Here is a 24,728-nt window from a genome sequence, read left to right as displayed (position 1 = left end):
CAAAGGGAAACGCAATGAGTGAGGAAATGATGCGCTTAGGCCGTGAGCGGCGCTATCTGGTGCTACTTGGGCTGATCTGCCTGGCGCTGATCGGCGGTGCGCTGTACATGCAGGTGGCCCTCGGTGAGGCACCGTGCCCACTGTGTATCCTGCAACGCTATGCACTGTTGCTGATCGCGATCTTCGCCTTCATCGGTGCCGCCATGCGCACCCGCCGCAGCCTGACGATCTTCGAAGGCCTGGTGGTGCTCAGCGCCCTGGCCGGGGCCGGTGTGGCAGGGCATCACGTGTACACCCAGTTCTTCCCCGCGGTCAGTTGCGGCATCGACGTGTTGCAGCCGATTGTCGATGACCTGCCGCTGGCGAAGATTTTCCCGCTGGGGTTCCAGGTCGATGGCTTTTGCTCCACACCCTACCCACCGATCCTGGGACTGTCCCTGGCGCAATGGGCGCTGGTGGCCTTCGTCTTGACCGTGGTGCTGGTGCCATTGCTGGTGTCACGTAACCGCAAACAGCTTCGCTGAAACGCCTTGATGAAACGCCCCGGTTTCTCTCCTGGAGAACCGGGGCGTTTTACGTTTCACTCTCGAACCGGATCGTCCTTGATCCGAGGCAAGAATAGCCTGCGACAATGTGCGACATGTTGTCACATATCTTGAGGCGCTCAGCCTTTACGAGGGCGATTAAGCGCTCCTTCCTGTAACAAAAAGCCGTCTGGTTTCGCGAAGTGCGTATCGCCTGCAGCAGGCATTTCTAACAGCGAAGCGTCAGGTGCCAGAGGCCCCGAAAACTGGGCGCTTGCCGGGTAAAAAACCTCCTCGCGATCCCCCCGAGCTGTCTAAATCGGGCGTAGTAGCCCTACGTTTTTTGGGGTTCTTGTTGAGAATTAATTTCGATAACATGCTGGCTTGTTGCAATATCGGCGAAAGATTGTTGCCGGATCGGATAAAAATTATTTCGGGATGAGACATGGTCTACAGCGCCTCAGCTCACTACAATCGCCCGCACCGATTTTCCGACCCGGCTCAAGCTTGAGCACGAGAGTGGTCGAAGGGCGCCAGCGCCCCATGCGACCCCAAGGTGTCGGTGCCTCCAACTACCCGCACCAAATGGAATTGGGCTTGAACTAGGCCTTTGACCAACGAATAAGAACTCACTGCTGGCCCAGGATGTGTCGAACAGCCTCTGACGTTCGACGGGCAGCCCTTATTCAATCCAAGAAAATGCCAACCCTTGGCAGGGTGAAGTGTTGGCGATCAAAACCCAACTGCATTGCGCAAGCTGCTTTAGAGGTCGTGAGATGAGTAAAAACAGGTACCCCCGATTACTAGGCTTGTTGCCGCTGCTCGGCACGTTGCTGCTGGGAGGCTGCAACATGACCTTGCTCGATCCCAAGGGCCAGGTCGGCCTGGATGAGCGAAACCTGATCATCACCGCCACGCTGCTGATGTTGCTGGTCGTTGTGCCGGTCATCGTCATGACCTTCCTGTTCGCCTGGAAGTACCGCGCAACCAACACCCAGGCCACCTACACGCCGAAGTGGTCGCATTCGACCAAGATCGAAGTGGCGGTGTGGACTATTCCGGTGCTGATCATCATTGCCCTGGGTTACATCACCTACAAGTCGACCCACGCCCTGGACCCGTATCGTCCGCTGGATTCCGACGTCAAGCCGATCACCATTGAAGTGGTCTCCATGGACTGGAAGTGGTTGTTCATCTATCCAGAGCAAGGCATTGCCACGGTCAACAAGATCGTGTTCCCGGCTCATACGCCGATCAACTTCAAGGTCACTTCCGACACCGTGATGAACTCGTTCTTCATCCCGGGCCTGGGTGGCCAGATCTACGCGATGGCGGGCATGCAGACCAAGCTGCACCTGATCGCCAACCAGAACGCCGAACTCGACGGTATCTCCGCCAACTACAGCGGCGCGGGCTTTACCGGCATGAAGTTCAAAGCAATCGCCACGACCCAGGAAGATTTCGACGCCTGGGTCAACGATGTGAAGAAGGCACCTAAACAGCTTGAAAAAGCTGAATACGAAGCCCTTTCCAAGCCGAGCCAGAACAACCCAGTCGAACTCTACTCGTCGGTTACGCCGAACCTGTTCCAGACCATCATCGACAAGTATGAAGGGATGAATCCGGGCAAGCCGATGCACCACGAGAAGAACGAGAAGGAAGTGGCCCACAACATGGAAGGGATGGACATGAGTTCGCATTCAGCTGCCGGGGCAGAGGAGTAAACGATGTTTGGTAAATTAAGTTGGGAAGCGATCCCGTTCCACGAGCCGATTGTCATGGTGACCCTCGCCATCATCGCGCTCGGCGGTCTGGCGCTGTTCGCGGGGATCACTTACTTCAAGAAGTGGACCTACCTGTGGACCGAGTGGTTGACGTCGGTCGACCACAAGAAAATCGGCGTGATGTACATCATCGTCGCCATGGTCATGCTGCTGCGCGGTTTTGCCGACGCCATCATGATGCGTACCCAACTGGCCATGGCCACCGAGGGTTCGCCTGGCTACCTGCCACCTGAACACTATGACCAGATCTTCACCGCCCACGGTGTGATCATGATCATCTTCATGGCGATGCCATTCTTCACCGGCCTGATGAACCTTGCTGTGCCGCTGCAGATCGGCGCCCGTGACGTTGCCTATCCGTTCCTGAACTCCCTGAGCTTCTGGCTGCTGGTGTCCGGCGTGGTGCTGATCAACCTGTCCCTGGGCGTCGGCGAATTCGCCAAGACCGGCTGGGTTGCCTATCCACCGCTGTCGGGCCTGCAATACAGTCCGGGCGTGGGCATGGACTACTACATCTGGGCGCTACAGCTATCTGGATTGGGGACAACGCTGACGGGGGTCAACTTCCTCGCCACCGTGCTGAAAATGCGTACCCCGGGCATGAAGCTGATGGACATGCCGATCTTCACCTGGACCTGCACCTGGGCCAACGTCCTGATCGTCGCTTCGTTCCCGATCCTGACCGCTACCCTGGCCCTGCTGACGCTTGACCGCTACATGGATTTCCACATTTTCACCAATGAACTTGGTGGCAATCCAATGATGTACGTGAACCTGTTCTGGGCCTGGGGTCACCCTGAGGTGTACATCCTGATCCTGCCGGCGTTCGGGATTTTCTCCGAAGTCATCTCGACCTTCTCCGGCAAGAAACTGTTCGGCCACCACTCGATGATCTACGCTAGCGGCGCGATCTCGGTGCTGGGCTTCATGGTCTGGCTGCACCACTTCTTCACCATGGGCTCGGGTGCCAGCGTCAACGCCTTCTTCGGCCTGGCGACCATGCTGATCTCGATCCCGACGGGTGTGAAGCTGTTCAACTGGCTGTTCACCATCTACCAGGGCCGCCTGCGTTTCACCAGCCACGTGCTGTGGACCCTGGGCTTCATGGTGACCTTCGCCATCGGCGGCATGACCGGCGTACTGCTGGCCATTCCAGGTGCTGACTTCGTGCTGCACAACAGCCTGTTCGTGATCGCGCACTTCCACAACGTGATCATCGGCGGTGCGGTGTTTGGCTATATCGCCGGCTTCGCCTTCTACTTCCCGAAAGCGTTCGGCTTCAAGCTGCACGAAGGTTGGGGCAAGGCAGCGTTCTGGTTCTGGATCTCGGGCTTCTTCGTCGCGTTCATGCCGCTCTATGCATTGGGCTTCATGGGCATGACCCGTCGCTTGAACGCCACCACCAACCCTGAGTGGGTGCCGTACCTGTACGTCGCCATGTTCGGTGCGGTGCTGATCGCTGTCGGTATCGCCTGCCAGCTGATCCAGTTGTACGTCAGCGTGCGCGATCGCAACAAGCCAGAGAACATGTGCGAACACGGCGACCCGTGGAATGCCCATACCCTGGAATGGTCGACCTCTTCGCCACCGCCGTTCTACAACTTCGCCGTACTGCCCAAAGCAGACGTCATCGACCCCTTCACCGAAGCCAAGGAAGCCGGCACTGCGTACCAGGCTCCGGCCAAGTACGAGCCGATCCACATGCCCAACAACACCGCTACCGGTGTGGTCATGGGCGCGCTGCTGACCGTGTTCGGTTTCGCAATGATCTGGCACATCTGGTGGCTGGCCATCGCCAGCCTGGTTGGCACTGTCGTGTACTTCACTATCCATGCCGCCCGTGACGATCAGGGTTACATGGTGCCGGTGGATGTCATCGAGCGCATCGAAGCCGAGCAGCACAAGCGCCTGGTAGCGGCCGGGAAAGTCCCCGCCACCGCCACCCGTGTTGAAACCTCGTTGGAACAGGCTTAAACCATGTCGAATTTAGTGACCACTGTTGGACACGCCCATGGTCATGACCATGGGCACGATGACCATCACCACGACTCGGGCGAGATGACCGTATTCGGTTTCTGGCTCTACCTGATGACCGACTGCATTCTGTTTGCGTCGATCTTCGCGGTGTACGCGGTGCTGGTAAACAACGTTGCCGGTGGCCCGTCGGGCCACGACATCTTTGAACTGCCGTACGTACTGGGCGAAACCGCGCTGCTGCTGTTCAGCTCGATCACCTACGGCTTCGCCATGCTGGCGTTGTTCAAGGGCAAGAAAACCCAGGTGCTGGGCTGGTTGGCCATGACCTTCCTGCTGGGCGCCGGCTTTATCGCCATGGAGATCAACGAGTTCCATATCCTGATCGCCGAAGGCTACGGTCCAAGCCGCAGCGGCTTCCTGTCCGGGTTCTTCACCCTGGTCGGCACCCACGGCCTGCACGTGACCAGCGGCCTGATCTGGATGGCTATCATGATGTACCAGGTCCATAAAAACGGCCTGACTGCCACCAACAAGACGCGCCTGAGCTGCCTGAGCCTGTTCTGGCACTTCCTGGACGTGGTGTGGATCTGCGTATTCACCGTTGTTTATCTGATGGGGACCCTGTAAATGGCTAACGCACATTCCCATGATGGCCATGACGCCGGCCACGGCAGCGTCAAGTCCTACGCCATCGGTTTCATCCTGTCGGTGATCCTGACCGTCATCCCGTTCGGCCTGGTGATGTACCCGTCGCTGCCCAAGAGCCTGACCCTGTGGATCATCCTGATCTTCGCCGTGGTCCAGGTACTGGTGCACCTGGTGTACTTCCTGCACCTGGACCGCTCCGCCGCCCAACGTAACAACGTGGTCGCGTTTGTCTTTGCCGCGATCGTGATTGTCCTGCTGGTCGGCCTGTCGTTGTGGATCATGTTCAGCATCCACACCAACATGATGGCGCACTGAGGAAAGTCCGGATGTCCCTGAAGCACTTTATCCAAATCACCAAGCCGGGGATCATTTTCGGTAACGTGCTTTCTGTGGCAGGCGGGTTTTTCCTGGCCTCGAAAGGGCATGTCGATCTGGCCATCTTCCTGGCGGCGATGATCGGCACTTCCCTGGTGGTGGCGTCCGGTTGCGTGTTCAACAACTGCATCGACCGCGACATCGATATCAAGATGGAGCGCACCAAGAATCGGGCGCTGGTCCAGGGCCTGATTCCGGTGCAACTGGCCCTGGCATTCGCCACGGTGCTGGGCGTGGCCGGCGTGGCGCTGCTGTACTGGGTGGCCAACCCGTTGGCGGCGTTGTTCGCGGTGATCGGTTTTGTCATCTACGTCGGCTTCTACAGCCTGTACCTCAAGCGCAAGTCGGTCCACGGCACGCTGGTGGGCAGTCTGTCGGGGGCGATGCCGCCAGTGATCGGCTACGTAGCGGTGAGCAACAGCTTCGACATGGCGGCGCTGACGCTGCTGGTGATGTTCAGCCTGTGGCAGATGCCGCATTCCTACGCCATCGCGATCTTCCGTTTCAACGACTACCTGGCGGCCTCGATTCCGGTGCTGCCGGTCAAGCGCGGTATCCGCGTGGCCAAGAAGCACATCCTGCTCTACATCCTGGCCTTCCTGGTGGCGACCTTGATGCTGACCTTCAGCGGCTACGCCGGCATGAGCTACCTCGCCGTCGCCGCTGCCATGGGCATGTACTGGCTGTACATGGCCTGGACTGGCTACAAGGCGGTGGATGACACGGTCTGGGCACGCAAGCTGTTCGTGTTCTCGATCTTCACCATCACCGCCCTGAGCGTCATGATGTCCCTGGACTTCAAGGTGCCGAGTGAGCTGCTGCTGACCTACGCGCCTTAAGCTTCAGACGCTGCAAAAAAAGCCCCGCCTTCGAGAGAAACGCGGGGCTTTTTCTTGGACGCTGCCCGAAGGATCGTTCCTACGCTCCGCGTGGGAATGCAGCCCGGGACGCTCTGCGTCCCCCAAGAGCCGAACGCGGAGCGTCCGAGGAGGCATTCCCACGCGGAGCGTGGGAACGATCGACAAGGGGAAAACTCAGCGTGGGCTTATTGCTGGGCGAGGCTGTAGCCGTCGAAGGCTTTCTGCTGTTGCAGGGCGGTGACGATGCCTTTGCGGGTGGCCGGTTGTTCGGTGCCGTCGTTGTCCAGGAAGGTTTCGCTTTCCAGCTCGGCTTCGTCGCCTTCGCCTACGAAGTTGAAGCCCAGGAACTCGAAGGCCTCGCGGTCGACGTTCGGCTTGGAGCGTGGTGTGCGCAGGGGCAGGGTGACGCTGATGCCGTCCTTGCTGATGACAAACACTTCGGCTTCCTTCTTGGCTCGCGAGGCCTTGCCCTTGCTGCCGCTCGGGTTGCTGATGGCCTGGTGGGTCTGGTTCAGCACTGTCAGGGCCAGGCCGTAGACCAGCTCCTGGAACGACGGGTCGTCCTTGTAGCTGGAGAGGATGCGGCTGATCGGGAAGCGGCTGCTCAGGTCTTCCAGGGCCGCGAAATCGGCGGCTTCGGCGTCTTTGAGTTGTTTGAGCTGGCCCATCAGTTCGTAGGCCTTGTCGTCGTCGAAGGCATCGTGAGCCTGGCGGATGGCGTTGCGCAGCTCGCGGATCTGGTCGCTTTCGCGGTTCGACTGGAACGCATCGAGGACCATTTCGCTGATGGTTTTAGCCTGGGGCAGATGCTGTGAAAGATTGATGGAGTTTTCGTATTCCGCTTTGGACGACAGGGTGACTACGGATTCAGCGGTGTTGGAATCGGACATTGAAATTTCACTACTTCTGTTAGCGGGATGAGGCGAGAAAGGCATTGAGCTTTTTTCCGGTCGCCTAATCTATTGGACGCGGGCGGTGTTGTCACGGTCGGCGCTCATTCACAAATCACATTCTTGCCCGACAGCTTGGAGCGATACAGCGCCTGGTCCGCCCGGTGCAGCAACGTCACGTGCTGTTCATCGTCGAACCGCTGCACCACGCCAAAACTCATGGTGATCTGGAAGTCGCCCACCGGCAGCAGGTCGGACAGGCCCCGGCGAATGCTTTCCGCCAGCAGGCGGGCATCGGCCAGGGTGGTGTTGGGCAAAATCATGATGAATTCGTCACCGCCCCAACGCACCAGCAAATCGCCGTCGCGCTCGCAGCGCTTGACGCTCTGCACCACTTGCACCAGCGCTGCGTCGCCGAAGGCGTGGCCGTAGCGATCATTGATGTCCTTGAAGTCGTCGACGTCCATGGCGATCAGCGACAACGGCTCGCGGAAACGTTGCGCGCGTTCACAGGCCAGTGGCAGCGCCTGATCCAGGCGATAACGGTTGGCGACCCGCGTCAGGGAGTCGGTTTCGGCAAGCCTGCGGTTCTCGTCGAGCTGGATCTGCAACTGATGGTTGACTCGGGACAGTTCACTGGTGCGTTCTTCGATGATGGCTTCCAGGGATTTGTTGCGCCGTTCCAGCTGTTCGAACAGGCGCTTCTTGTCATCGATGCTGCGATGGGCGCCGATCATGCGCGCCACCGTGCCGTCCGGGTTGCGGGCGATCACGTAGCCGCGATCCTCGATCCAGATATAGGAACCGTCGTGGGTGCGGCAGCGGTATTCGGCTTGATAGACGTGGGATCGGTGTTCCAGGTAATCGTCGAACAACGCCATGACCCGTGGGTAGTCATCCGGGTGGATCACGCTTTCCCAGGTCAGCACGGTGTTGTCCAGTGAGTGGGGCAGGTAGCCAAGCATCGTGTACCAGCCGGGGTTGCGGTAGACGAAGCCGGTGTTGGCATTCCAGTCCCAGATGCCATCGCTGACCAGTTCCAGGATGGTGTGCAGTACGCCTTCGTCCAGATCGGACAGGTCGAACCGCAGCATGTCGATGTTCGAGGCATCTCCCATCGTTGTTCCCTCAATCAGCCTTGATATCAAAATGCTCGTCCAAGGAGGAAGAGTAGCTGATGGGGTGCGGGGTCACTAGCGGGGTAGCGACGTCCAGCCAAGCCAGGGCACGCTTTTGTGGCGAGGGGATTTATCCCCGCTGGGTTGCGCAGCAACCCCAAAGCTGTCGGTTCACATCGCAGGTGAGTCGGGTTGATGATTTTTGGGGCCGCTACGCGACCCAGCGGGGATAAATCCCCTCGCCACAAGGGCTTGTCCACAACATCATTCGGCTGGGGTTTGGGGTTTGCCCCATTTCTCCAGCGCGAACTCGACAAAGCTGCGCAGTTTCGGCAGGCGGTAGCGATCCTGCGCGTACATCAGGCTCATTGGGCGATGGGGCAACTGATAGCCCTGCAACAAGGTCACCAGGTGACCATCCTTCAGGTCCTGGGCCACCAGCGCATCGGGCAGCATCACCACGCCCATCCCGGCCAGGGCGGCGCGATGCAGGCCCGAGGAACTGTTGATCAGCATCGGTCCGTTCACCGGTACCTTGATCTCGCCGTCCGGGCCGTTGATCGGCCAGTGATCCTGGGCGAAGCGCCATTCGTCTGCTGCCGAATAGGCGAACGACAGGCAGTCGTGCTGCTGCAGGTCCGCAGGTTTTTCCGGTGTGCCGCGCCGAGCCAGGTAGGCAGGGGAGGCGCAGATGGTCAGGGTGTAATCCACCAATGGGCGGGCAATCAGTTTCGGGTCGGGATGGCCGAGGCGGATAGCGACGTCGAATCCATGTTCGAGCAGGTCCAGGCGCTGGTTGGTCAGCACCACATCGAGTTTGACCTGGGTGAAGCGCTGGCTGAATTCGGCCAGCGCCGGTGCGAGGCGTTCGGAGCCGAAGGTCAGCGGCGCGGTGATGCGCAGGGTGCCGTTGGGCTCGCCCTGGGTCTGTTCGGCCAGGCGTTCGGAGTCGGCCACCAGCCCCAGTACTTCCAGGCAGCGTTGGTAGTAGGCCGAGCCGAACTCGGTCAGGCGCTGGCGCCGCGTCGTACGGTTGATCAGGCGCACGCCGAGACGTTGCTCCAGCGCACGAAGATGATTACCCACCATGGTGGTGGACATTTCGCACGCCTGGGCCGCCGCCGTCAGGCTTCCGGTTTCGACCACCTTCACGTAAACGGTCATCGCCTGGAATAAATCCATTATCAAGCTCGGCTTTTAAATGATTGAAGTAAAGCAGCGTTTATCCAGCCTTGGTGGCTAACCATACTGGAAAAAACCAACCAAATGGAGCTTGATGCCATGACCGCTGCCTGCCTGATGACCACTTACCAACCCCTGGCGCTGAGTTTCACCCATGGCTTGGGGACGCGCCTGTGGGACCAGGACGGCCGCGAATACCTCGATGCGGTGGCGGGCGTGGCGGTGACCAATGTCGGCCACTCTCACCCGCGGCTGGTGGCTGCCATCAGCGAGCAGGCCGGCCTGCTGTTGCACACGTCCAACCTGTACAGCATCGATTGGCAACAACGCCTGGCGCAAAAGCTCACTCAGCTGTCGGGGCTGGAGCGGGCGTTTTTCAACAACTCAGGCGCCGAGGCCAACGAAACCGCACTGAAACTGGCACGCCTCTATGGTTGGCACAAGGGCATCGAGCAGCCGTTGGTGGTGGTCATGGACAATGCGTTCCACGGGCGCACCTTGGGCACGATGTGCGCCAGTGACGGCCCGTCCGTGCGGCTGGGCTACCACCGGTTGCCGGGGGATTTCATCAAGGTGCCGTTCGGCGATCTCGCGGCGTTGGAAGCGATCCAGCAGGCTCATGCCGAGCGCATCGTCGCGGTACTGGTGGAGCCGATCCAGGGCGAGAGCGGTGTGCAAATCGCCCCGCCGGGTTACCTCAAGGCCTTGCGGCAGTTGTGCAGCCGGCGCGCCTGGCTGTTGATGCTCGATGAGATCCAGACCGGCATCGGCCGTACCGGCCAATGGTTCGCGTTCCAGCACGAGGGCATCGTGCCGGACGTCATGACCCTCGCCAAAGGCCTGGGCAACGGCGTGCCCATTGGGGCCTGCCTGGCGCGGGGCAAGGCAGCCGAGCTGTTTACCCCTGGCAGCCATGGCAGTACGTTCGGCGGTAATCCGCTGGCCTGTCGGGTCGGCTGCACGGTGCTGGACATCATTGAGCAACAAGCGCTGGTGGACAACGCCAGGCATCAGGGCCAACAGTTGCTGAGCCGGCTGCGGGCCGAGTTGGCGGACAATCCGAATGTCTTGGCGATTCGCGGCCAGGGTTTGATGATCGGTATCGAACTCAAGCAACCGGTCCGCGACTTGGCCCTTCGCGCCGCCCGGGACCACGGCCTGCTGATCAATATCACTCGGGGCCAGACCATCCGCCTGCTGCCGCCGTTGACGATCGATGGACGGGAAGTGGAGATGATTGTCCGGGGCGTGAGCCGCTGTCTGGCGCAGGGGTGAGGGGCGTTCGCCCGGACGACGAGTTCTTATGGGTCAGCCGGGCGAAGCGCGACGCAGCGCGACGGAATTTTTAACGATTGCCGCGTTCCAACGCCTGCCAGAGTCGATTGCCTACACTTTGGCATTCAGACTGAAAACCCAGGAGCATCTTCATGTTCACCTCGCGTCGCTTGATCGTTGTCGCAACTGCCGTGGCCTTGTTGTCCGGCTGTGCGTCGCCCAACCCCTATGACAACCAGGGCCAGGCCTCTACCGAATCGTCGGGCATGAGCAAAACCGCCAAGTACGGCGGCCTCGGTGCACTGGCGGGTGCGTTGGCCGGTGCGGCCATCGGTCACGATAACCGTGGCAAGGGTGCGTTGATCGGTGCAGCGGTGGTGGGGGCTTCCGCGGCCGGTTACGGCTACTACGCCGACCAGCAGGAAAAGAAGCTGCGCGCGAGCATGGCCAATACCGGCGTTGAAGTGCAGCGCCAGGGCGACCAGATCAAGCTGATCATGCCGGGCAACATCACCTTCGCCACCGACTCGGCGAACATCGCCTCCAGCTTCTACCAGCCGCTGAACAACCTGGCCAACTCCCTCAAGGAGTTCAACCAGAACCAGATCGAAATCGTCGGCTACACCGACAGCACCGGCAGCCGCCAGCACAACATGGACCTGTCCCAGCGTCGTGCGCAGAGCGTGGCGACCTACCTGACGTCCCAGGGCGTGAGCGGTGCCAACCTGTCGGCCCGTGGCGCCGGCCCGGACAACCCGGTGGCCAGCAACGCCGACGTCAATGGCCGTGCGCAAAACCGTCGTGTCGAGGTCAACCTCAAGGCCATTCCCGGCCAGCAGTACCAGGCGCCGCAGCAGCAGGGCCAGACTTACCAGCAGTATCCGTAAGCGCTGGGCGGTAAATGAAAAGGGGGCTCTGGAAACAGGGCCCTTTTTTTGTCAGTCAGTTTCTATCCGCCTGATGCAGCCCCTTGTGGTGAGGAGATTTGTGGGAGCAAAGCTTGCTCGCGAAACAGGCGGGTGAGGTGTTGGCTTAAGCCCGCTTTAAATGTGGGAGCGAGCTTGCTCGCGATGGCGGTGTGTCTGAGACGGTGATGTTGGATGTGCCGGCGTCATCGCGAGCAAGCTCGCTCCCAGAGGGGGATTTTCTTGAGGCAATAAAAAAGCCCGCCCGATCATGTGATCGGGCGGGCTTTTAGGTGTTGCCTGGAGATTACTTCTTCAAACCGTAATGCTCATCGAGCATGCCGGGCGAATTCGGGGCCTTGGGGGCGTAGTCCCGGGGCGGTTCCTGATCCTTTGGCGGGGTCAGGCGTTCCCGTGGCGTCTGTGCCGAATCGGCTTGCAGGGCGGCCAACAGGCGTTGGCGAGTCTGCTCGTCCAGGGCCAGGCGATTGGCACCCTCGGACAAATGATCCTGGACTTCCTGGTAGCTCTGGGTGAGTTTTTTCACCAGGGACGCGGTGCTGTTGAAGTGGGTGACCACTTCATTCTGATAACTGTCGAAACGTTCCTGGATGTCGTCCAGCTGACGTTGCGTGCTGTTGGGCACCGCGTTGGGCAGCAGTCGGGCAAGCAGGAATCCAATGGCGACACCGGCAACCAGGGCAAGAGTCGGCAACAACCAAACTAAGAGCGAGTGTTCCACGAGTCCTTCCTCTATAAACGGCTTTGCTTTACGTTAACGGCTCGGACCTGCGCTGTATACCGCGAAGAACATCGCAATCATGCCAGGCACAGACTTTAGCTAGACGAGTCGACCCAATTCGAGGTCACGGAGTTCTTTCCCTTGCTTATGCGCGAAACCCCTGTAGTCATCGATGGCCCGGCGGGCCAACTGGAAGCCTTGTACCTGGACAGCGAGGCTCCCCGTGGCCTGGCGCTGATCTGCCACCCGAACCCGGTGCAGGGCGGGACCATGCTCAACAAAGTGGTCTCGACCCTGCAACGCACTGCCCGCGATGCTGGCCTGGTTACGTTGCGTTTCAATTATCGTGGCGTGGGTGCCAGTGCCGGCACTCATGACATGGGCACCGGCGAAGTGGACGACGCCCAGGCTGTCGCCCAATGGCTGCGGGAAAAATACCCGCAATTGCCGCTGACCCTGTTCGGTTTTTCCTTTGGCGGCTTTGTCGCCGCCAGTCTGGGCGGGCGCCTGGAAGCCCAGGGCCAGCCGGTCAAGCACCTGTTCATGGTGGCCCCGGCGGTGATGCGCCTGGACGAGCAGTCGCCCTTGCCGACAGGTGGCGAGTTGACCGTGATCCAGCCGGAAACCGACGAAGTGGTCGATCCGCAGCTGGTTTACGAATGGTCCGACACGCTCCAACGTCCCCATGAGCTGCTGAAAGTGGCAGAATGCGGACACTTTTTTCATGGCAAGCTGACCGATCTCAAGGATCTGATCCTGCCGCGCCTCTCGAATTGACAGCAGTCTGACAAGCGATAACCCATGACGACGCGTACCCGTATCCTGACCGGCATCACCACCACCGGCACCCCGCACCTGGGCAACTATGCCGGCGCCATCCGTCCGGCGATCCTCGCCAGCCGCGACAGCAACGCCGATTCGTTCTACTTCCTGGCTGACTACCACGCCCTGATCAAGTGCGATGACCCGCTGCGTATCCAGCGTTCGCGCCTGGAAATCGCCGCTACATGGCTGGCCGGCGGCCTGGATGTGGACCGCGTGACGTTCTATCGCCAGTCCGATATTCCCGAGATCCCGGAGCTGACCTGGCTGCTGACCTGCGTCGCCGCCAAGGGCCTGCTCAACCGTGCCCACGCCTACAAGGCGTCGGTGGACAAGAACGTCGAGACCGGCGAAGACCCGGACGCCGGCATCACCATGGGGCTGTACAGCTACCCGGTGTTGATGGCCGCCGACATCCTGATGTTCAACGCCCACAAGGTGCCGGTCGGTCGCGACCAGATCCAGCACGTGGAGATGGCCCGCGACATCGGCCAGCGCTTCAACCACCTGTTCGGCCAGGGCAAGGAGTTCTTCACCATGCCCGAGGCGCTGATCGAGGAAAGCGTCGCCACGCTGCCGGGCCTCGATGGCCGCAAGATGTCCAAGAGCTACGACAACACCATCCCGTTGTTCAGCAGCGCCAAGGACATGAAGGACGCGATTTCGCGAATCGTCACCGACTCCCGCGCCCCGGGCGAAGCCAAGGATCCGGACAATTCGCACCTGTTCACCCTGTTCCAGGCCTTCGCCACTGCCGCACAGTCCGCGGAGTTCCGCAGCGAACTGCTGCAAGGCCTGGGGTGGGGCGAAGCCAAGAACCGCCTGTTCCAGCTGCTCGACAGCGAGCTGGGTGAAGCGCGTGAGCGTTATTACCAGTTCATCGAGCGTCCGTCGGACCTTGAAGACATCCTGCAACTGGGCGCGAAAAAAGCCCGGGCCGTGGCTACACCGTTCCTCAACGAACTGCGCGAGGCTGTTGGCCTGCGTTCGTTTGTCAGCCAGGTCCAGGTGGCCGCCAGCACCAAGAAGAAAGCCGCCAAGGCTGCACGCTTTGTCAGCTTCCGCGAAGACGACGGCAGTTTCCGCTTCCGACTGCTGTCCGCCGACGGCGAGCAACTGTTGCTGTCGCGCAACTTTGCCGATGGCAAGGCGGCCGGCCAGGTCACCAAGCAACTGCAAGCCGGCCAGCCGCTGGATGTACGAAGCGACGACCTGGGTTTCAGCGTCTGGCTCGACGGCGAGTGCGTGGCGAATAGCCCGGCCTTTGCTGACAGCGCCGCGCGGGATGCCGCCGTCGATGCGTTGCGCGTTGCCTTGACGCCTGCCCAGGACTGATCCCGGCACGTCACCCGACCATCGGCCCGAATAAGGGCCGATTGCCATTCCTCTGGGCCGTCGCTACAGTGACGGCCCGTTTTTGTTGCCTTGCTAACGAATATGACGCCCCTAGAACGATATCAAGCTGATCTGAAACGCCCGGAGTTCTTCCACGACGCAGCCCAGGAAACGGCGGTGCGGCATTTGCAGCGCCTGTACGACGACCTGGTCGTGGCAGCGAACAACAAGCCTGGCCTGTTGGGCAAACTGTTCGGCAAAAAAGACCAGGCACCGGTCAAGGGCCTGTATTTCTGGGGCGGCGTGGGCCGTGGCAAGACCTACCTGGTGGACACCTTCTTCGAAGCGTTGCCGTTCAAGGAGAAGACACGGACGCACTTCCACCGTTTCATGAAGCGCGTGCACGAGGAAATGAAGACCCTGGGCGGCGAGAAGAACCCGCTGACCCTCATTGCCAAGCGGTTCTCCGACGAGACCCGGGTGATCTGCTTCGATGAGTTCTTCGTTTCCGACATCACCGACGCCATGATCCTCGGCACCTTGATGGAAGAGCTGTTCAAAAACGGCGTGACCTTGGTCGCCACCTCGAACATCGTGCCGGACGGCCTGTACAAGGACGGCCTGCAGCGGGCGCGTTTCCTGCCGGCCATTGCGCTGATCAAGGAACACACTGAAATCGTCAACGTCGACAGCGGCGTCGACTACCGCCTGCGTCACCTCGAACAAGCGGAGCTGTTCCACTTTCCGCTGGATGCCGCTGCCCAGGAGAGCCTGCGCAAGAGCTTCCGCGCCCTGACGCCGGAATGCACCCAGGCCGTGGAAAATGATGTATTGGTCATCGAAAATCGCGAAATCCGCGCCGTGCGTACGTGCGATGACGTGGCCTGGTTCGACTTCCGCGAACTGTGCGACGGCCCCCGCAGCCAGAACGACTACATCGAACTGGGCAAGATCTTCCACGCCGTGCTGCTGAGCAATGTCGAGCAGATGAGCGTCACCACCGACGACATCGCCCGTCGTTTCATCAACATGGTCGACGAGTTCTACGACCGTAACGTGAAGCTGATCATTTCGGCCGAAGTCGAACTCAAGGACCTCTACACCGGCGGTCGCTTGACCTTCGAATTCCAGCGGACCTTGAGTCGCTTGCTGGAGATGCAGTCCCACGAATTCCTGGCGCGGGCGCATAAGCCGTAGGGAAATTCGGAACACCAAAAAAGGCCTGCGATTGCGGGCCTTTTTATTTGCTGATTCCCCACTTAACCCCTGTGGGAGCGAGCCTGCTCGCGATGGCGGTGTGTCAGCCAGCACAAATATCGGCTGATAAGCCGCCATCGCGAGCAGGCTCGCTCCCACATTGGACTTGTATTCAGCCTAGGCCTACGCCGCCTGCTGAAACTGCTGCCGATACTGGTTCGGCGACAGGTCGGTATGTTGCCGGAACAACCGGGCAAAGAAGCTCGCGTCGTCGTAGCCGACTTCATAGCTGATGGTCTTGATGCTCTTGCGGCTGCCGGAGAGCAGGCCCTTGGCGGTTTCGATCCGTAGCCGTTGCAGATAATGCAGCGGTTTGTCACCGGTGGCGGTCTGGAAGCGGCGCATGAAATTGCGGATGCTCATGCCATGTTCCCGGGCAACATCCTCGAAGCGGAATTTATCGGCGAAGTGCTCTTCGAGCCATTGCTGGATCTGCAGGATGATCACGTCCTGGTGCAGTTTCTGCCCGCCGAAGCCGATCCGCCCCGGCGAATAGCTGCGTTGCACTTCATACAGGATATCCCGCGCCACGGCCTGGGCCACGTTGGCGCCACAGAAGCGTTCAATGAGATAAATGTAGAGGTCGCAGGCTGAGGTCGTGCCGCCGGCGCAGAACAGGTTGTCGGCGTCGGTCAGGTGCTTGTCCTGGTTCAGGTATACCTGGGGGAAGCGCTCCTTGAAGGCGTTGAAGAAACGCCAGTAGGTGGTGGCTTCCTTGCCATCGAGCAGCCCGGCCTCGGCCAGCCAGAACACCCCGGTGGCTTCGCCGCAGAGTACCGCGCCGCGCGCGTGTTGTGCGCGCAGCCAGGGCAAGACTTGGGGATAACGTTGGCAGAGGGTGGTGAAATCATCCCAGAAGGCCGGCAGGATGATGACGTCGGTATTTTCCAGGCCACCGTCCACCGGCATGATCACGTCGCTGAAGCTGTTCACCGGTTTGCCATCGGGGCTGACCAGCCTGGTTTCAAACGCCGGGGTCAGGCCGTGGCCCAGTTGTTTGCCATAGCGCAGGCTGGCCAGGTGGAAAAAATCCTTGGCTTGCATGAGGGTGGAGGCGAAGACCCGGTCGACTGCCAGGATGCTGACGCGCCGCAAGGGCGTGGAGGCGTGCATAGACATAGTTCATCTTTATTTTTATAGGGGAAAGTGGTCAACAGACGGCTGGATCGTCTTATTTTTTGTCGGATGTGTCCAGTGTCCTGTCGCACACCGCAGGCTTAGGCTTTGTTGGATAACCATGCCCAACAATAACCAAAGGTGCGCCATGATCCCAAGAACACTGTTCAGTCCCGAGCACGAATTGTTTCGCGACAGCGTACGAACCTTCCTTGAAAAAGAAGCCGTGCCGTACCACAGCCAGTGGGAAAAACAGGGGCATGTCGATCGCCAACTCTGGAACAAGGCGGGGGAGGCGGGCATGTTGTGCTCGCACCTTCCTGAAGCCTATGGGGGGCTGGACGCAGATTTTCTCTACAGCACGGTGGTGATCGAGGAGATCGGACGCCTGGGGCTGACGGGGATCGGCTTCTCGCTGCATTCCGACATCGTTGCGCCGTACATCCTGCATTACGGCAGCGAAGCGCTGAAACATAAGTACCTGCCGAAGCTGGTGTCTGGCGAAATGGTCACGGCCATCGCCATGACCGAGCCGGGCGCCGGTTCCGACCTGCAAGGGGTGAAGACCACGGCGGTGCTGGACGGTGATGAATATGTCATCAATGGCTCGAAGACCTTCATCACCAACGGCTTCCTGGCAGACCTGGTGATCGTGGTCGCCAAGACCGATCCGAAGGCCGGCGCCAAGGGCACCAGCCTGTTCCTGGTGGAAGCGGGTACGCCAGGCTTTGAGAAGGGCAAGCGCCTGGAAAAAGTCGGCATGAAGGCCCAGGACACGTCGGAATTGTTCTTCCAGGATGTCCGTGTACCGAAGGAGAACCTGCTCGGGCAGGCCGGCATGGGCTTCGCCTACTTGATGCAGGAGCTACCCCAGGAGCGCCTGACCGTCGCCATAGGCGGCCTGGCGTCGGCCGAAGCGGCGCTGCAATGGACCCTGGACTACACCCGCGAGCGCAAGGCGTTCGGCAAATCCATCGCGGACTTCCAGAACACCCGTTTCAAGCTCGCGGAAATGGCCACCGAAATCCAGATCGGCCGGGTCTTCGTCGACCGCAGCCTGGAATTGCACCTGCAAGGCAAGCTGGACGTGCCGACGGCGGCGATGGCCAAGTACTGGGGCACTGACCTGCAATGCAAGGTGCTCGACGAATGCGTGCAGTTGCATGGCGGCTACGGCTTCATGTGGGAATACCCGATTGCCCGGGCGTGGGCGGATGCGCGGGTGCAGCGGATCTATGCCGGGACCAATGAGATCATGAAGGAGATCATTGCGCGGTCGCTTTGATGTCGTAGTGACTGTTAGGCCGCTATCGCGAGCAGGCTCGCTCCCACAGGGGTTGTATGTCGATCACAAATGAGTGGTCAGACATAAATCCAATGTGGGAGCGAGCCTGCTCGCGATGGGGGCTATGAATCAATCAAGGCGCCGGGTTCGGCTGATCCTTGTGAATCGCCTCGATCCCCGCCAGCACTTCATCCGACAGTTTCAGCTCGAAACTGGCGATGTTGCTGTCCAGTTGCTCCAGCGTGGTGGCGCCAATGATGTTGCTGGTCACGAACGGCTGCCGGGTGACGAACGCCAGGGCCATCTGCGCGGGGTCCAGGCCATATTCGCGGGCCAGGGCGACATAACGGCTGCACGCTGCTTCCGATTGTGGGTTGAAGTAGCGCATGAAGCGGCTGTACAGCGTCAGGCGGCCCTTGGCTGGCCGTGCGCCGTTTTCGTATTTGCCCGATAGAAAGCCAAATGCCAGTGGCGAGTAAGCCAGCAGGCCGCATTGCTCGCGAATGGCGATTTCCGACAGGCCGATCTCGAAGCTGCGGTTGAGCAGGTTGTACGGGTTCTGGATCGACACCGCCCGCGGCCAGCCACGGGCCTCGGCCAGGGCGAGGAACTTCATGGTGCCCCACGGCGTTTCGTTGGACAGGCCGATGTGGCGGATCTTGCCGGCGCGAACCTGTTCGTCCAGGGCTTCGAGGGTTTCCTCCAGCGGGGTGAACGTTTCGTCGGCCTTGTGCTGGTAACCCAGTTGACCAAAGAAGTTGGTGCTGCGCTCCGGCCAATGCAGCTGGTAAAGATCGATCCAGTCGGTCTGCAGGCGCTTGAGGCTGGCGTCCACGGCTTCGACGATGTGGCGGCGGTTGTGCTTGAGGTTCTTGTCGCGGATGTAGTCGATGGTATTACCGGGGCCGGCGATCTTGCTCGCCAGGATCCAGTCGGCACGGTCGCCGCGACTCTTGAAGTAATTGCCGATGTAGCGTTCGGTGGTGGCGTAGGTTTCGGCCTTGGGTGGCACCGGGTACATCTCGGCGGTGTCGATGAAATTGATGCCGGCAGCCTTGGCGCGTTCGATCTGGGCGAAGGCCTCGGCCTCGCTGTTCTGCTCACCCCAGGTCATGGTTCCGAGGCACAGGGCACTCACGTTCAGATCGGTACGGCCTAGCGGGCGATAGTCCATCGGGAGCTCCTTGGGCAAAACAATCATAAAAGCAGGTTGAAATATTTTTCGCAATCTGCATAATTGCGCACCTCTTTCTGCAGTGGAAGTGATGCGCCGCCGCCGAAGAATCTTGCCGTTGAACGGACGCGCCGACCCGAGCCCCCGAAAGCGTCTGTATCCGGCTGCCTTTGACTTGTCAAAGTACGCACTATTCAGTAAGATCCGCCGTCTAATTTACAGGGCGGCCCCTGAGGCTATAAAGAATGAAAACTTTTACTGCTAAACCGGAAACAGTAAAGCGCGACTGGTTTGTCGTCGACGCTGCTGGTCAGACCCTGGGTCGTCTGGCCACCGAAATCGCGAGCCGTCTGCGTGGCAAGCACAAGCCTGAGTACACCCCTCACGTTGACACCGGTGACTACATCGTCGTGATCAACGCTGAGCAAGTACGTGTTACTGGCGCTAAAACCACTGACAAAATGTACTACTCCCACTCCGGTTTTCCTGGCGGCATCAAGTCGATCAACTTTGAAAAGCTGATCGCCAAAGCCCCTGAGCGCGTGATCGAGACCGCGGTTAAAGGCATGCTGCCTAAGAACCCACTGGGTCGCGACATGTATCGTAAGCTGAAGGTTTATGCGGGCGCTGCTCACCCTCATACTGCTCAGCAGCCCCAAGAACTGAAGTTTTAACGGAATAGTTCATTATGTCGGCGACTCAAAATTACGGCACTGGCCGTCGCAAGACTGCAACCGCACGCGTTTTCCTGCGTCCGGGCACTGGTAACATCTCCATCAACAACCGCTCCCTGGATAACTTCTTCGGCCGCGAAACTGCCCGCATGGTAGTTCGTCAGCCGCTGGAACTGACCGAGACCGTCGAAAAATTCGACATCTACGTCACTGTTATCGGTGGTGGTGTAAGTGGTCAAGCTGGCGCAATCCGCCACGGCATCACTCGCGCCCTGATGGATTACGACGAGACTCTGCGTGGTGCTCTGCGCAAAGCCGGCTTCGTAACTCGCGATGCTCGCGAAGTTGAACGTAAGAAAGTCGGTCTGCGTAAAGCGCGTAAGCGTCCGCAGTACTCGAAGCGTTAATTTCGCTTCCGCTTTCAAAAGGCGCCCAGTTCCTCACGGAGCTGGGCGTTTTTTTATGGGCAAAAGAATTGCTCTGTGACAACTTGCCACATTCGTAGAGCCCCTATACTACAAGGCTTGGCGGTTTGGCCGCATGGTAATTACCTTGTCAGAATTGGGGCTTTTCATTACCATTCGGCAAAATTTTTATAAGTTCAGATTTTTACTTAGTAGACGCCTGATCTAACAGGCCACAAAGCTGATGGGAGAGGACTGAATGAGCAATGACGGCGTGAATGCAGGCCGGCGTCGCTTCCTGGTAGCAGCCACATCCGTGGTGGGTGCTGCAGGAGCGGTGGGGGCTGCGGTCCCGTTCGTGGGGTCATGGTTTCCCAGTGCCAAGGCGAAAGCCGCAGGTGCACCGGTGAAAGTGAATGTCAGCAAGATCGAGCCAGGCCAGCAGATGATTGCTGAATGGCGCGGCCAGCCGGTGTTCATCGTCCGCCGTACAGAGGAAATCCTGGGGAATCTGAAAAAGATCGAGGGTCAGTTGTCCGACCCGTCCTCCAAGAACTCGGTCCAACCGGAATACGTCAATCCTGAAACGCGTTCGATCAAGCCAGAGGTTTTGCTGCTGATCGGAATTTGTACGCACCTGGGTTGCTCGCCAACGTTCCGTCCTGAAGTGGCTCCTGTCGATCTGGGCAAGGACTGGGTCGGTGGTTATTTCTGCCCTTGCCACGGCTCCCACTACGACCTGGCTGGTCGCGTCTACAAGTCGCAGCCTGCACCTCTGAACCTGCCAGTTCCCCCGCATTCCTATGAGACCGACGACATCATTGTCATCGGCGTCGATACGGAGAAAGCGTGATGAGCAAATTCATGGATTGGGTTGATGCGCGCTTTCCCGCGACCAAAATGTGGGAAGACCATCTCAGCAAGTATTACGCTCCGAAGAACTTCAACTTTTTCTACTTTTTTGGCTCCCTGGCGCTGCTCGTTCTGGTCAACCAGATCGTTACCGGTGTCTGGCTGACCATGAGCTACACCCCGTCGGCGGAAGAAGCGTTTGCTTCCGTCGAATACATCATGCGCGACGTCGAGTACGGCTCGATCCTGCGTCTGCTGCACTCCACCGGCGCTTCGGCGTTCTTCATCGTGGTCTACCTGCACATGTTCCGTGGCCTGCTCTACGGTTCGTACCAGAAGCCTCGTGAACTGGTGTGGGTCTTCGGCATGCTGATCTACCTGGCGCTGATGGCCGAGGCCTTCATGGGCTACCTGCTGCCGTGGGGCCAGATGTCCTACTGGGGTGCCCAGGTGATCATCTCGCTGTTCGGTGCGATCCCGGTCATCGGTGACGACCTGACCCAGTGGATTCGTGGTGACTACCTGATCTCGGGCATTACCCTGAACCGCTTCTTCGCCCTGCACGTGGTCGCGCTGCCGATCGTGATCCTTGGCCTGGTGGTGTTGCACATCCTGGCCTTGCACGAAGTCGGCTCGAACAACCCGGATGGCGTGGACATCAAGAAGCACAAGGACGAGAACGGCATACCGCTGGATGGCATCGCCTTCCACCCGTACTACACCGTGAAAGATATCGTCGGCGTGGTGGTCTTCCTGTTCATCTTCTGCTCCATCGTGTTCTTCTTCCCGGAAATGGGTGGTTATTTCCTCGAGAAGCCGAACTTCGAGCAGGCGAACGCCTTCAAGACCCCTGAGCACATTGCCCCGGTCTGGTACTTCACGCCGTTCTACGCGATCCTGCGGGCGATCCCGGACAAGCTGCTGGGCGTTATCGCCATGGGCGCGGCGATCGCTGTGCTGTTCGTCCTGCCGTGGCTGGACCGCAGCCCCGTCAAGTCGATGCGCTACAAAGGCTGGCTGAGCAAGATCTGGCTCGTGGTGTTCTGCATCTCGTTCGTGATCCTCGGCGTGCTGGGTGTACTGGCGCCGACGCCAGGACGCACGTTGCTGTCGCAGGTTTGCACCTTCCTGTACTTCGCCTACTTCATTCTGATGCCGTTCTACACCAGGCTCGAGAAGACCAAACCGGTTCCGGAAAGGGTGACTGGCTGATGAAAAAGCTATTTGCTGTACTGATTCTCGCGGCTATGCCTGCACTGTCCTTTGCTTCTGCCTCTGCTGGTCCGGAGCTGGAAAAAGTCGACATCGACGTTTCCGACAAAGCGGCCATGCAGGACGGCGCACGTACGTTCGCCAACTACTGCATGGGTTGCCACAGTGCCAAGTTCCAGCGCTACGAGCGCGTTGCCGATGACCTGGGCATTCCTCATGAGCTGATGCTCGAGAAAGTGGTGTTCACCGGTGCCAAGCTGGGCGATCACATGACCATCGGCATGCAGCCTGCGGACGCCAAGACCTGGTTCGGCGCCGCGCCGCCGGACCTGACCCTGGTCGCTCGTGTGCGTGGGACTGACTGGCTTTATGGTTACCTGCGTTCGTTCTACGAAGATCCTGCGCGTCCATGGGGCGTGAACAACAAGGTCTTCCCGAACGTCGGCATGCCTAACGTTCTGGTCGGCCTCCAGGGTCGCCAGGTGGTAGGCTGCAAACAGGTTCAGATCGTTGAGGACGGTAAGAAGCAATTCGATCCGCTGACCGGCACCGCTTTGACGCATGAAGCCTGCGACCAGCTGACTGTATTGCCGAACACCGGCAGCCTGACGCCGGAGCAGTTCGACGAGAAGGTCAAGAATCTGGTGACCTTCCTGGCCTACTCGGCCAACCCGGTGAAGCTGGAGCATCAGCGCATCGGTACCTATGTATTGCTGTACCTGGCGTTTTTCTTCGTATTCGCTTACCTGCTCAAGCGTGAATACTGGAAAGACGTGCATTGATAAAGCTGTAAGCCATTGCTGTTAATCGTGCGCGCCCAAGGGCGTCTCTAGACATGTAACGAGCCTGGCCCGCCAGGTGTTACGGGAGACGCCCTCTGGGCGCGCTCGTTTTTCCGTTTTTCGATAATTTCAACAAGCGAGGAGGATCGCCATGGGCGTGACCAATCGGTTGGCCTGTTACTCCGACCCCGCCGACCACTATTCCCACCGGGTACGCATCGTACTGGCAGAGAAGGGTGTCAGCGCCGAGATCATTTACGTTGAAGCGGGCCGTCAGCCGCCGAAGCTGATCGAGGTGAACCCTTACGGCAGCCTGCCCACACTGGTCGATCGTGACCTGGCTTTGTGGGAGTCGACCGTGGTGATGGAATATCTGGATGAGCGTTATCCGCATCCACCTTTACTGCCGGTGTACCCTGTCGCGCGTGCCAACAGCCGTTTGCTGATCCATCGCATCCAGCGTGACTGGTGCGGGTTGGTGGATCTGATCCTGGATTCTCGGACCAAGGAGCCGGCGCGGGTCGTCGCGCGCAAGGAATTGCGTGAAAGCCTGACTGGCGTATCGCCACTGTTCGTCGACAAGCCGTTTTTCCTCAGTGAGGAACAAAGTCTGGTGGATTGCTGCCTATTGCCCATACTCTGGCGTTTGCCGATTCTGGGTATCGAACTGCCGCGGCCTGCCAAGCCGCTGCTTGATTATATGGAGCGCCAATTCGCGCGTGAGGCTTTCCAGGCGAGTCTGTCTGGCGTCGAACGTGACATGCGCTAAGGCTTAAGGAGCCGCTATGAACTCCAGTCGACCTTATCTGGTCCGCGCGCTCTACGAGTGGATTGTGGACAACGATTGCACCCCGCACATGCTGGTCAACGCCGAGTTTCCGTCGGTGCAGGTGCCGCAGGGTTTTGCCAATGACGGGCAAATTGTCTTGAACGTGTCGCCAGCCGCTGTGCGTCACCTGCACATGGATAATGATGCTGTCAGCTTCGAAGGGCGCTTCGGTGGTGTGCCGCACACTTTGTACGTGCCTATTGCTGCGATCCTGGGGATTTATGCTCGGGAGAATGGCCAGGGCATGGTGTTTGAGCTGGAAGCGCCGATTGATGGCGAAGAAGAGTTCGAGCCGGATGATGATCTGCCGCCACCGGATGACGAGCCGCCGCGTCCTAGTGGGCGGCCGAGTTTGAAAGTGGTGAAGTAGGTAGATATGTGCCAGATACGGGCTGTTTGAAAGCTTGGTGACTTGGTTAAGAAAATGCCCGTGTCGTGAGATGTGGGCATTTTTTTTGTGTCATGGTTGGTGTGTATATCCGTTTCTGCTGTAACGGCGGCTTAGGGTTCCGCCCTTACGGCGGCTCACTTTTGAGAAGCCCGGGAGCCGGCCCAGTCAAAAGTAAGCAAAACGCTTTATGCCCCACCACTCGGCACCTCGCCTAGGCTCGGTGTGCCCTCACTCCGGCATTGCTCCGTGGGCCCGCCGCGAAGGGCCATCCATGGCCCAGCGCGGCTAACCCGGCATCCATGCCGGGTTGCCCAC

At 59.5% G+C, this 24,728-nt stretch carries 25 protein-coding genes; 19 read left to right on the top strand and 6 right to left on the bottom strand.

Going from position 1 to position 24,728, the window contains the following annotated elements; translation table 11 throughout:
* Window positions 1-14 precede the first annotated feature (14 nt).
* The 6 genes from B0E42_RS19805 to cyoE all read left to right on the top strand — a co-directional run bounded on the left by B0E42_RS19805 (window position 15) and on the right by cyoE (window position 6,147).
* Entirely contained in the window at window positions 15-524 is a 510-nt protein-coding gene (locus B0E42_RS19805) for a disulfide bond formation protein B (protein ID WP_014340106.1), read from the top strand.
* 776 nt (window positions 525-1,300) lie between these two features.
* Window positions 1,301-2,248 (top strand): ubiquinol oxidase subunit II, encoded by a 948-nt coding sequence (gene cyoA / locus B0E42_RS19795; RefSeq protein WP_024616398.1) that lies wholly within the window; start codon window positions 1,301-1,303, stop codon window positions 2,246-2,248.
* Between the two features lie 3 nt (window positions 2,249-2,251).
* A complete protein-coding gene (cyoB, locus tag B0E42_RS19790; RefSeq protein WP_077507101.1) occupies window positions 2,252-4,282 on the top strand; it encodes a cytochrome o ubiquinol oxidase subunit I in 2,031 nt (676 codons plus the stop codon).
* A 3-nt stretch (window positions 4,283-4,285) separates the two neighbouring features.
* Window positions 4,286-4,912, top strand: a complete 627-nt coding sequence (locus tag B0E42_RS19785) for a cytochrome o ubiquinol oxidase subunit III (RefSeq protein ID WP_014340103.1) — start codon at window positions 4,286-4,288, stop codon at window positions 4,910-4,912.
* A complete protein-coding gene (gene cyoD, locus B0E42_RS19780; protein WP_014340102.1) occupies window positions 4,913-5,248 on the top strand; it encodes a cytochrome o ubiquinol oxidase subunit IV in 336 nt (111 codons plus the stop codon).
* A gap of 11 nt (window positions 5,249-5,259) precedes the next feature.
* The gene (gene cyoE, locus B0E42_RS19775; protein ID WP_018604246.1) at window positions 5,260-6,147 is read left to right on the top strand and encodes a heme o synthase; all 888 of its coding nucleotides are present in this window, start codon (window positions 5,260-5,262) and stop codon (window positions 6,145-6,147) included.
* Between the two features lie 206 nt (window positions 6,148-6,353).
* Here the strand turns inward: cyoE and B0E42_RS19770 are convergent, their stop codons facing one another.
* From B0E42_RS19770 to B0E42_RS19760, 3 genes are all read right to left on the bottom strand, one after another.
* Window positions 6,354-7,058 (bottom strand): hypothetical protein, encoded by a 705-nt coding sequence (locus tag B0E42_RS19770; RefSeq protein ID WP_077507100.1) that lies wholly within the window; start codon window positions 7,056-7,058, stop codon window positions 6,354-6,356.
* Between the two features lie 104 nt (window positions 7,059-7,162).
* Window positions 7,163-8,176 carry a sensor domain-containing diguanylate cyclase gene (locus tag B0E42_RS19765; protein WP_077507099.1) on the bottom strand — a complete coding sequence of 338 codons (1,014 nt, stop codon included), beginning with the start codon at window positions 8,174-8,176 and terminating at the stop codon, window positions 7,163-7,165.
* Window positions 8,177-8,440: 264 nt separating this feature from the next.
* The gene (locus tag B0E42_RS19760) at window positions 8,441-9,358 is read right to left on the bottom strand and encodes a LysR family transcriptional regulator (protein WP_077507098.1); all 918 of its coding nucleotides are present in this window, start codon (window positions 9,356-9,358) and stop codon (window positions 8,441-8,443) included.
* 99 nt (window positions 9,359-9,457) lie between these two features.
* Between B0E42_RS19760 and B0E42_RS19755 the strand changes: the two genes are divergently transcribed.
* Window positions 9,458-10,633 (top strand): aspartate aminotransferase family protein, encoded by a 1,176-nt coding sequence (locus B0E42_RS19755; RefSeq protein ID WP_077507097.1) that lies wholly within the window; start codon window positions 9,458-9,460, stop codon window positions 10,631-10,633.
* Between the two features lie 152 nt (window positions 10,634-10,785).
* Window positions 10,786-11,520, top strand: coding sequence for an OmpA family lipoprotein (locus B0E42_RS19750; protein WP_018604257.1), 735 nt, complete (start codon window positions 10,786-10,788; stop codon window positions 11,518-11,520).
* Between the two features lie 325 nt (window positions 11,521-11,845).
* Here the strand turns inward: B0E42_RS19750 and B0E42_RS19745 are convergent, their stop codons facing one another.
* The gene (locus tag B0E42_RS19745) at window positions 11,846-12,280 is read right to left on the bottom strand and encodes a YhcB family protein (protein ID WP_014340085.1); all 435 of its coding nucleotides are present in this window, start codon (window positions 12,278-12,280) and stop codon (window positions 11,846-11,848) included.
* Window positions 12,281-12,427: 147 nt separating this feature from the next.
* Between B0E42_RS19745 and B0E42_RS19740 the strand changes: the two genes are divergently transcribed.
* The 3 genes from B0E42_RS19740 (at window position 12,428) to zapE (ending at window position 15,634) form a co-directional block, all read left to right on the top strand.
* On the top strand, window positions 12,428-13,057 hold the full coding sequence (locus B0E42_RS19740; RefSeq protein WP_077507096.1) for an alpha/beta hydrolase: 630 nt from the start codon (window positions 12,428-12,430) through the stop codon (window positions 13,055-13,057).
* Between the two features lie 24 nt (window positions 13,058-13,081).
* Window positions 13,082-14,437, top strand: coding sequence for a tryptophan--tRNA ligase (locus tag B0E42_RS19735; RefSeq protein WP_053181737.1), 1,356 nt, complete (start codon window positions 13,082-13,084; stop codon window positions 14,435-14,437).
* Window positions 14,438-14,539: 102 nt separating this feature from the next.
* Entirely contained in the window at window positions 14,540-15,634 is a 1,095-nt protein-coding gene (zapE, locus tag B0E42_RS19730) for a cell division protein ZapE (protein ID WP_077507095.1), read from the top strand.
* Window positions 15,635-15,817: 183 nt separating this feature from the next.
* On the opposite strand, the gene B0E42_RS19725 is transcribed toward zapE, so the two are convergent.
* On the bottom strand, window positions 15,818-16,714 hold the full coding sequence (locus B0E42_RS19725) for a GlxA family transcriptional regulator (RefSeq protein ID WP_172681177.1): 897 nt from the start codon (window positions 16,712-16,714) through the stop codon (window positions 15,818-15,820).
* A 244-nt stretch (window positions 16,715-16,958) separates the two neighbouring features.
* On the opposite strand from B0E42_RS19725, the gene B0E42_RS19720 reads away from it, so the two are divergent.
* On the top strand, window positions 16,959-18,095 hold the full coding sequence (locus B0E42_RS19720) for an acyl-CoA dehydrogenase family protein (protein ID WP_077507094.1): 1,137 nt from the start codon (window positions 16,959-16,961) through the stop codon (window positions 18,093-18,095).
* A 133-nt stretch (window positions 18,096-18,228) separates the two neighbouring features.
* Here the strand turns inward: B0E42_RS19720 and B0E42_RS19715 are convergent, their stop codons facing one another.
* Window positions 18,229-19,269 carry an NADP(H)-dependent aldo-keto reductase gene (locus tag B0E42_RS19715; protein WP_077507093.1) on the bottom strand — a complete coding sequence of 347 codons (1,041 nt, stop codon included), beginning with the start codon at window positions 19,267-19,269 and terminating at the stop codon, window positions 18,229-18,231.
* A gap of 245 nt (window positions 19,270-19,514) precedes the next feature.
* On the opposite strand from B0E42_RS19715, the gene rplM reads away from it, so the two are divergent.
* The 7 genes from rplM to B0E42_RS19680 all read left to right on the top strand — a co-directional run bounded on the left by rplM (window position 19,515) and on the right by B0E42_RS19680 (window position 24,392).
* Entirely contained in the window at window positions 19,515-19,943 is a 429-nt protein-coding gene (rplM, locus tag B0E42_RS19710; protein ID WP_003205365.1) for a 50S ribosomal protein L13, read from the top strand.
* Window positions 19,944-19,957: 14 nt separating this feature from the next.
* Entirely contained in the window at window positions 19,958-20,350 is a 393-nt protein-coding gene (rpsI, locus tag B0E42_RS19705) for a 30S ribosomal protein S9 (protein WP_003205364.1), read from the top strand.
* Window positions 20,351-20,606: 256 nt separating this feature from the next.
* On the top strand, window positions 20,607-21,200 hold the full coding sequence (petA, locus tag B0E42_RS19700) for a ubiquinol-cytochrome c reductase iron-sulfur subunit (protein ID WP_018604281.1): 594 nt from the start codon (window positions 20,607-20,609) through the stop codon (window positions 21,198-21,200).
* A complete protein-coding gene (locus B0E42_RS19695) occupies window positions 21,200-22,411 on the top strand; it encodes a cytochrome bc complex cytochrome b subunit (protein ID WP_014340078.1) in 1,212 nt (403 codons plus the stop codon). The genes petA and B0E42_RS19695 overlap by 1 nt, the downstream gene beginning before the upstream one ends.
* Entirely contained in the window at window positions 22,411-23,193 is a 783-nt protein-coding gene (locus tag B0E42_RS19690; protein ID WP_018604286.1) for a cytochrome c1, read from the top strand. Before B0E42_RS19695 ends, B0E42_RS19690 begins: the two co-directional genes overlap by 1 nt.
* A 151-nt stretch (window positions 23,194-23,344) precedes the next feature.
* Window positions 23,345-23,962 carry a glutathione S-transferase N-terminal domain-containing protein gene (locus B0E42_RS19685; RefSeq protein WP_003178195.1) on the top strand — a complete coding sequence of 206 codons (618 nt, stop codon included), beginning with the start codon at window positions 23,345-23,347 and terminating at the stop codon, window positions 23,960-23,962.
* A gap of 16 nt (window positions 23,963-23,978) precedes the next feature.
* On the top strand, window positions 23,979-24,392 hold the full coding sequence (locus B0E42_RS19680) for a ClpXP protease specificity-enhancing factor (protein WP_018604290.1): 414 nt from the start codon (window positions 23,979-23,981) through the stop codon (window positions 24,390-24,392).
* Window positions 24,393-24,728: the final 336 nt, after the last annotated feature.

Source organism: Pseudomonas sp. A25(2017) (assembly GCF_002001065.1).
GTDB lineage: Bacteria > Pseudomonadota > Gammaproteobacteria > Pseudomonadales > Pseudomonadaceae > Aquipseudomonas > Aquipseudomonas kilonensis.
The sequence above is the reverse complement of the archived record's forward strand: the minus strand, read 5'-3'. Positions and strand labels throughout refer to the sequence as shown.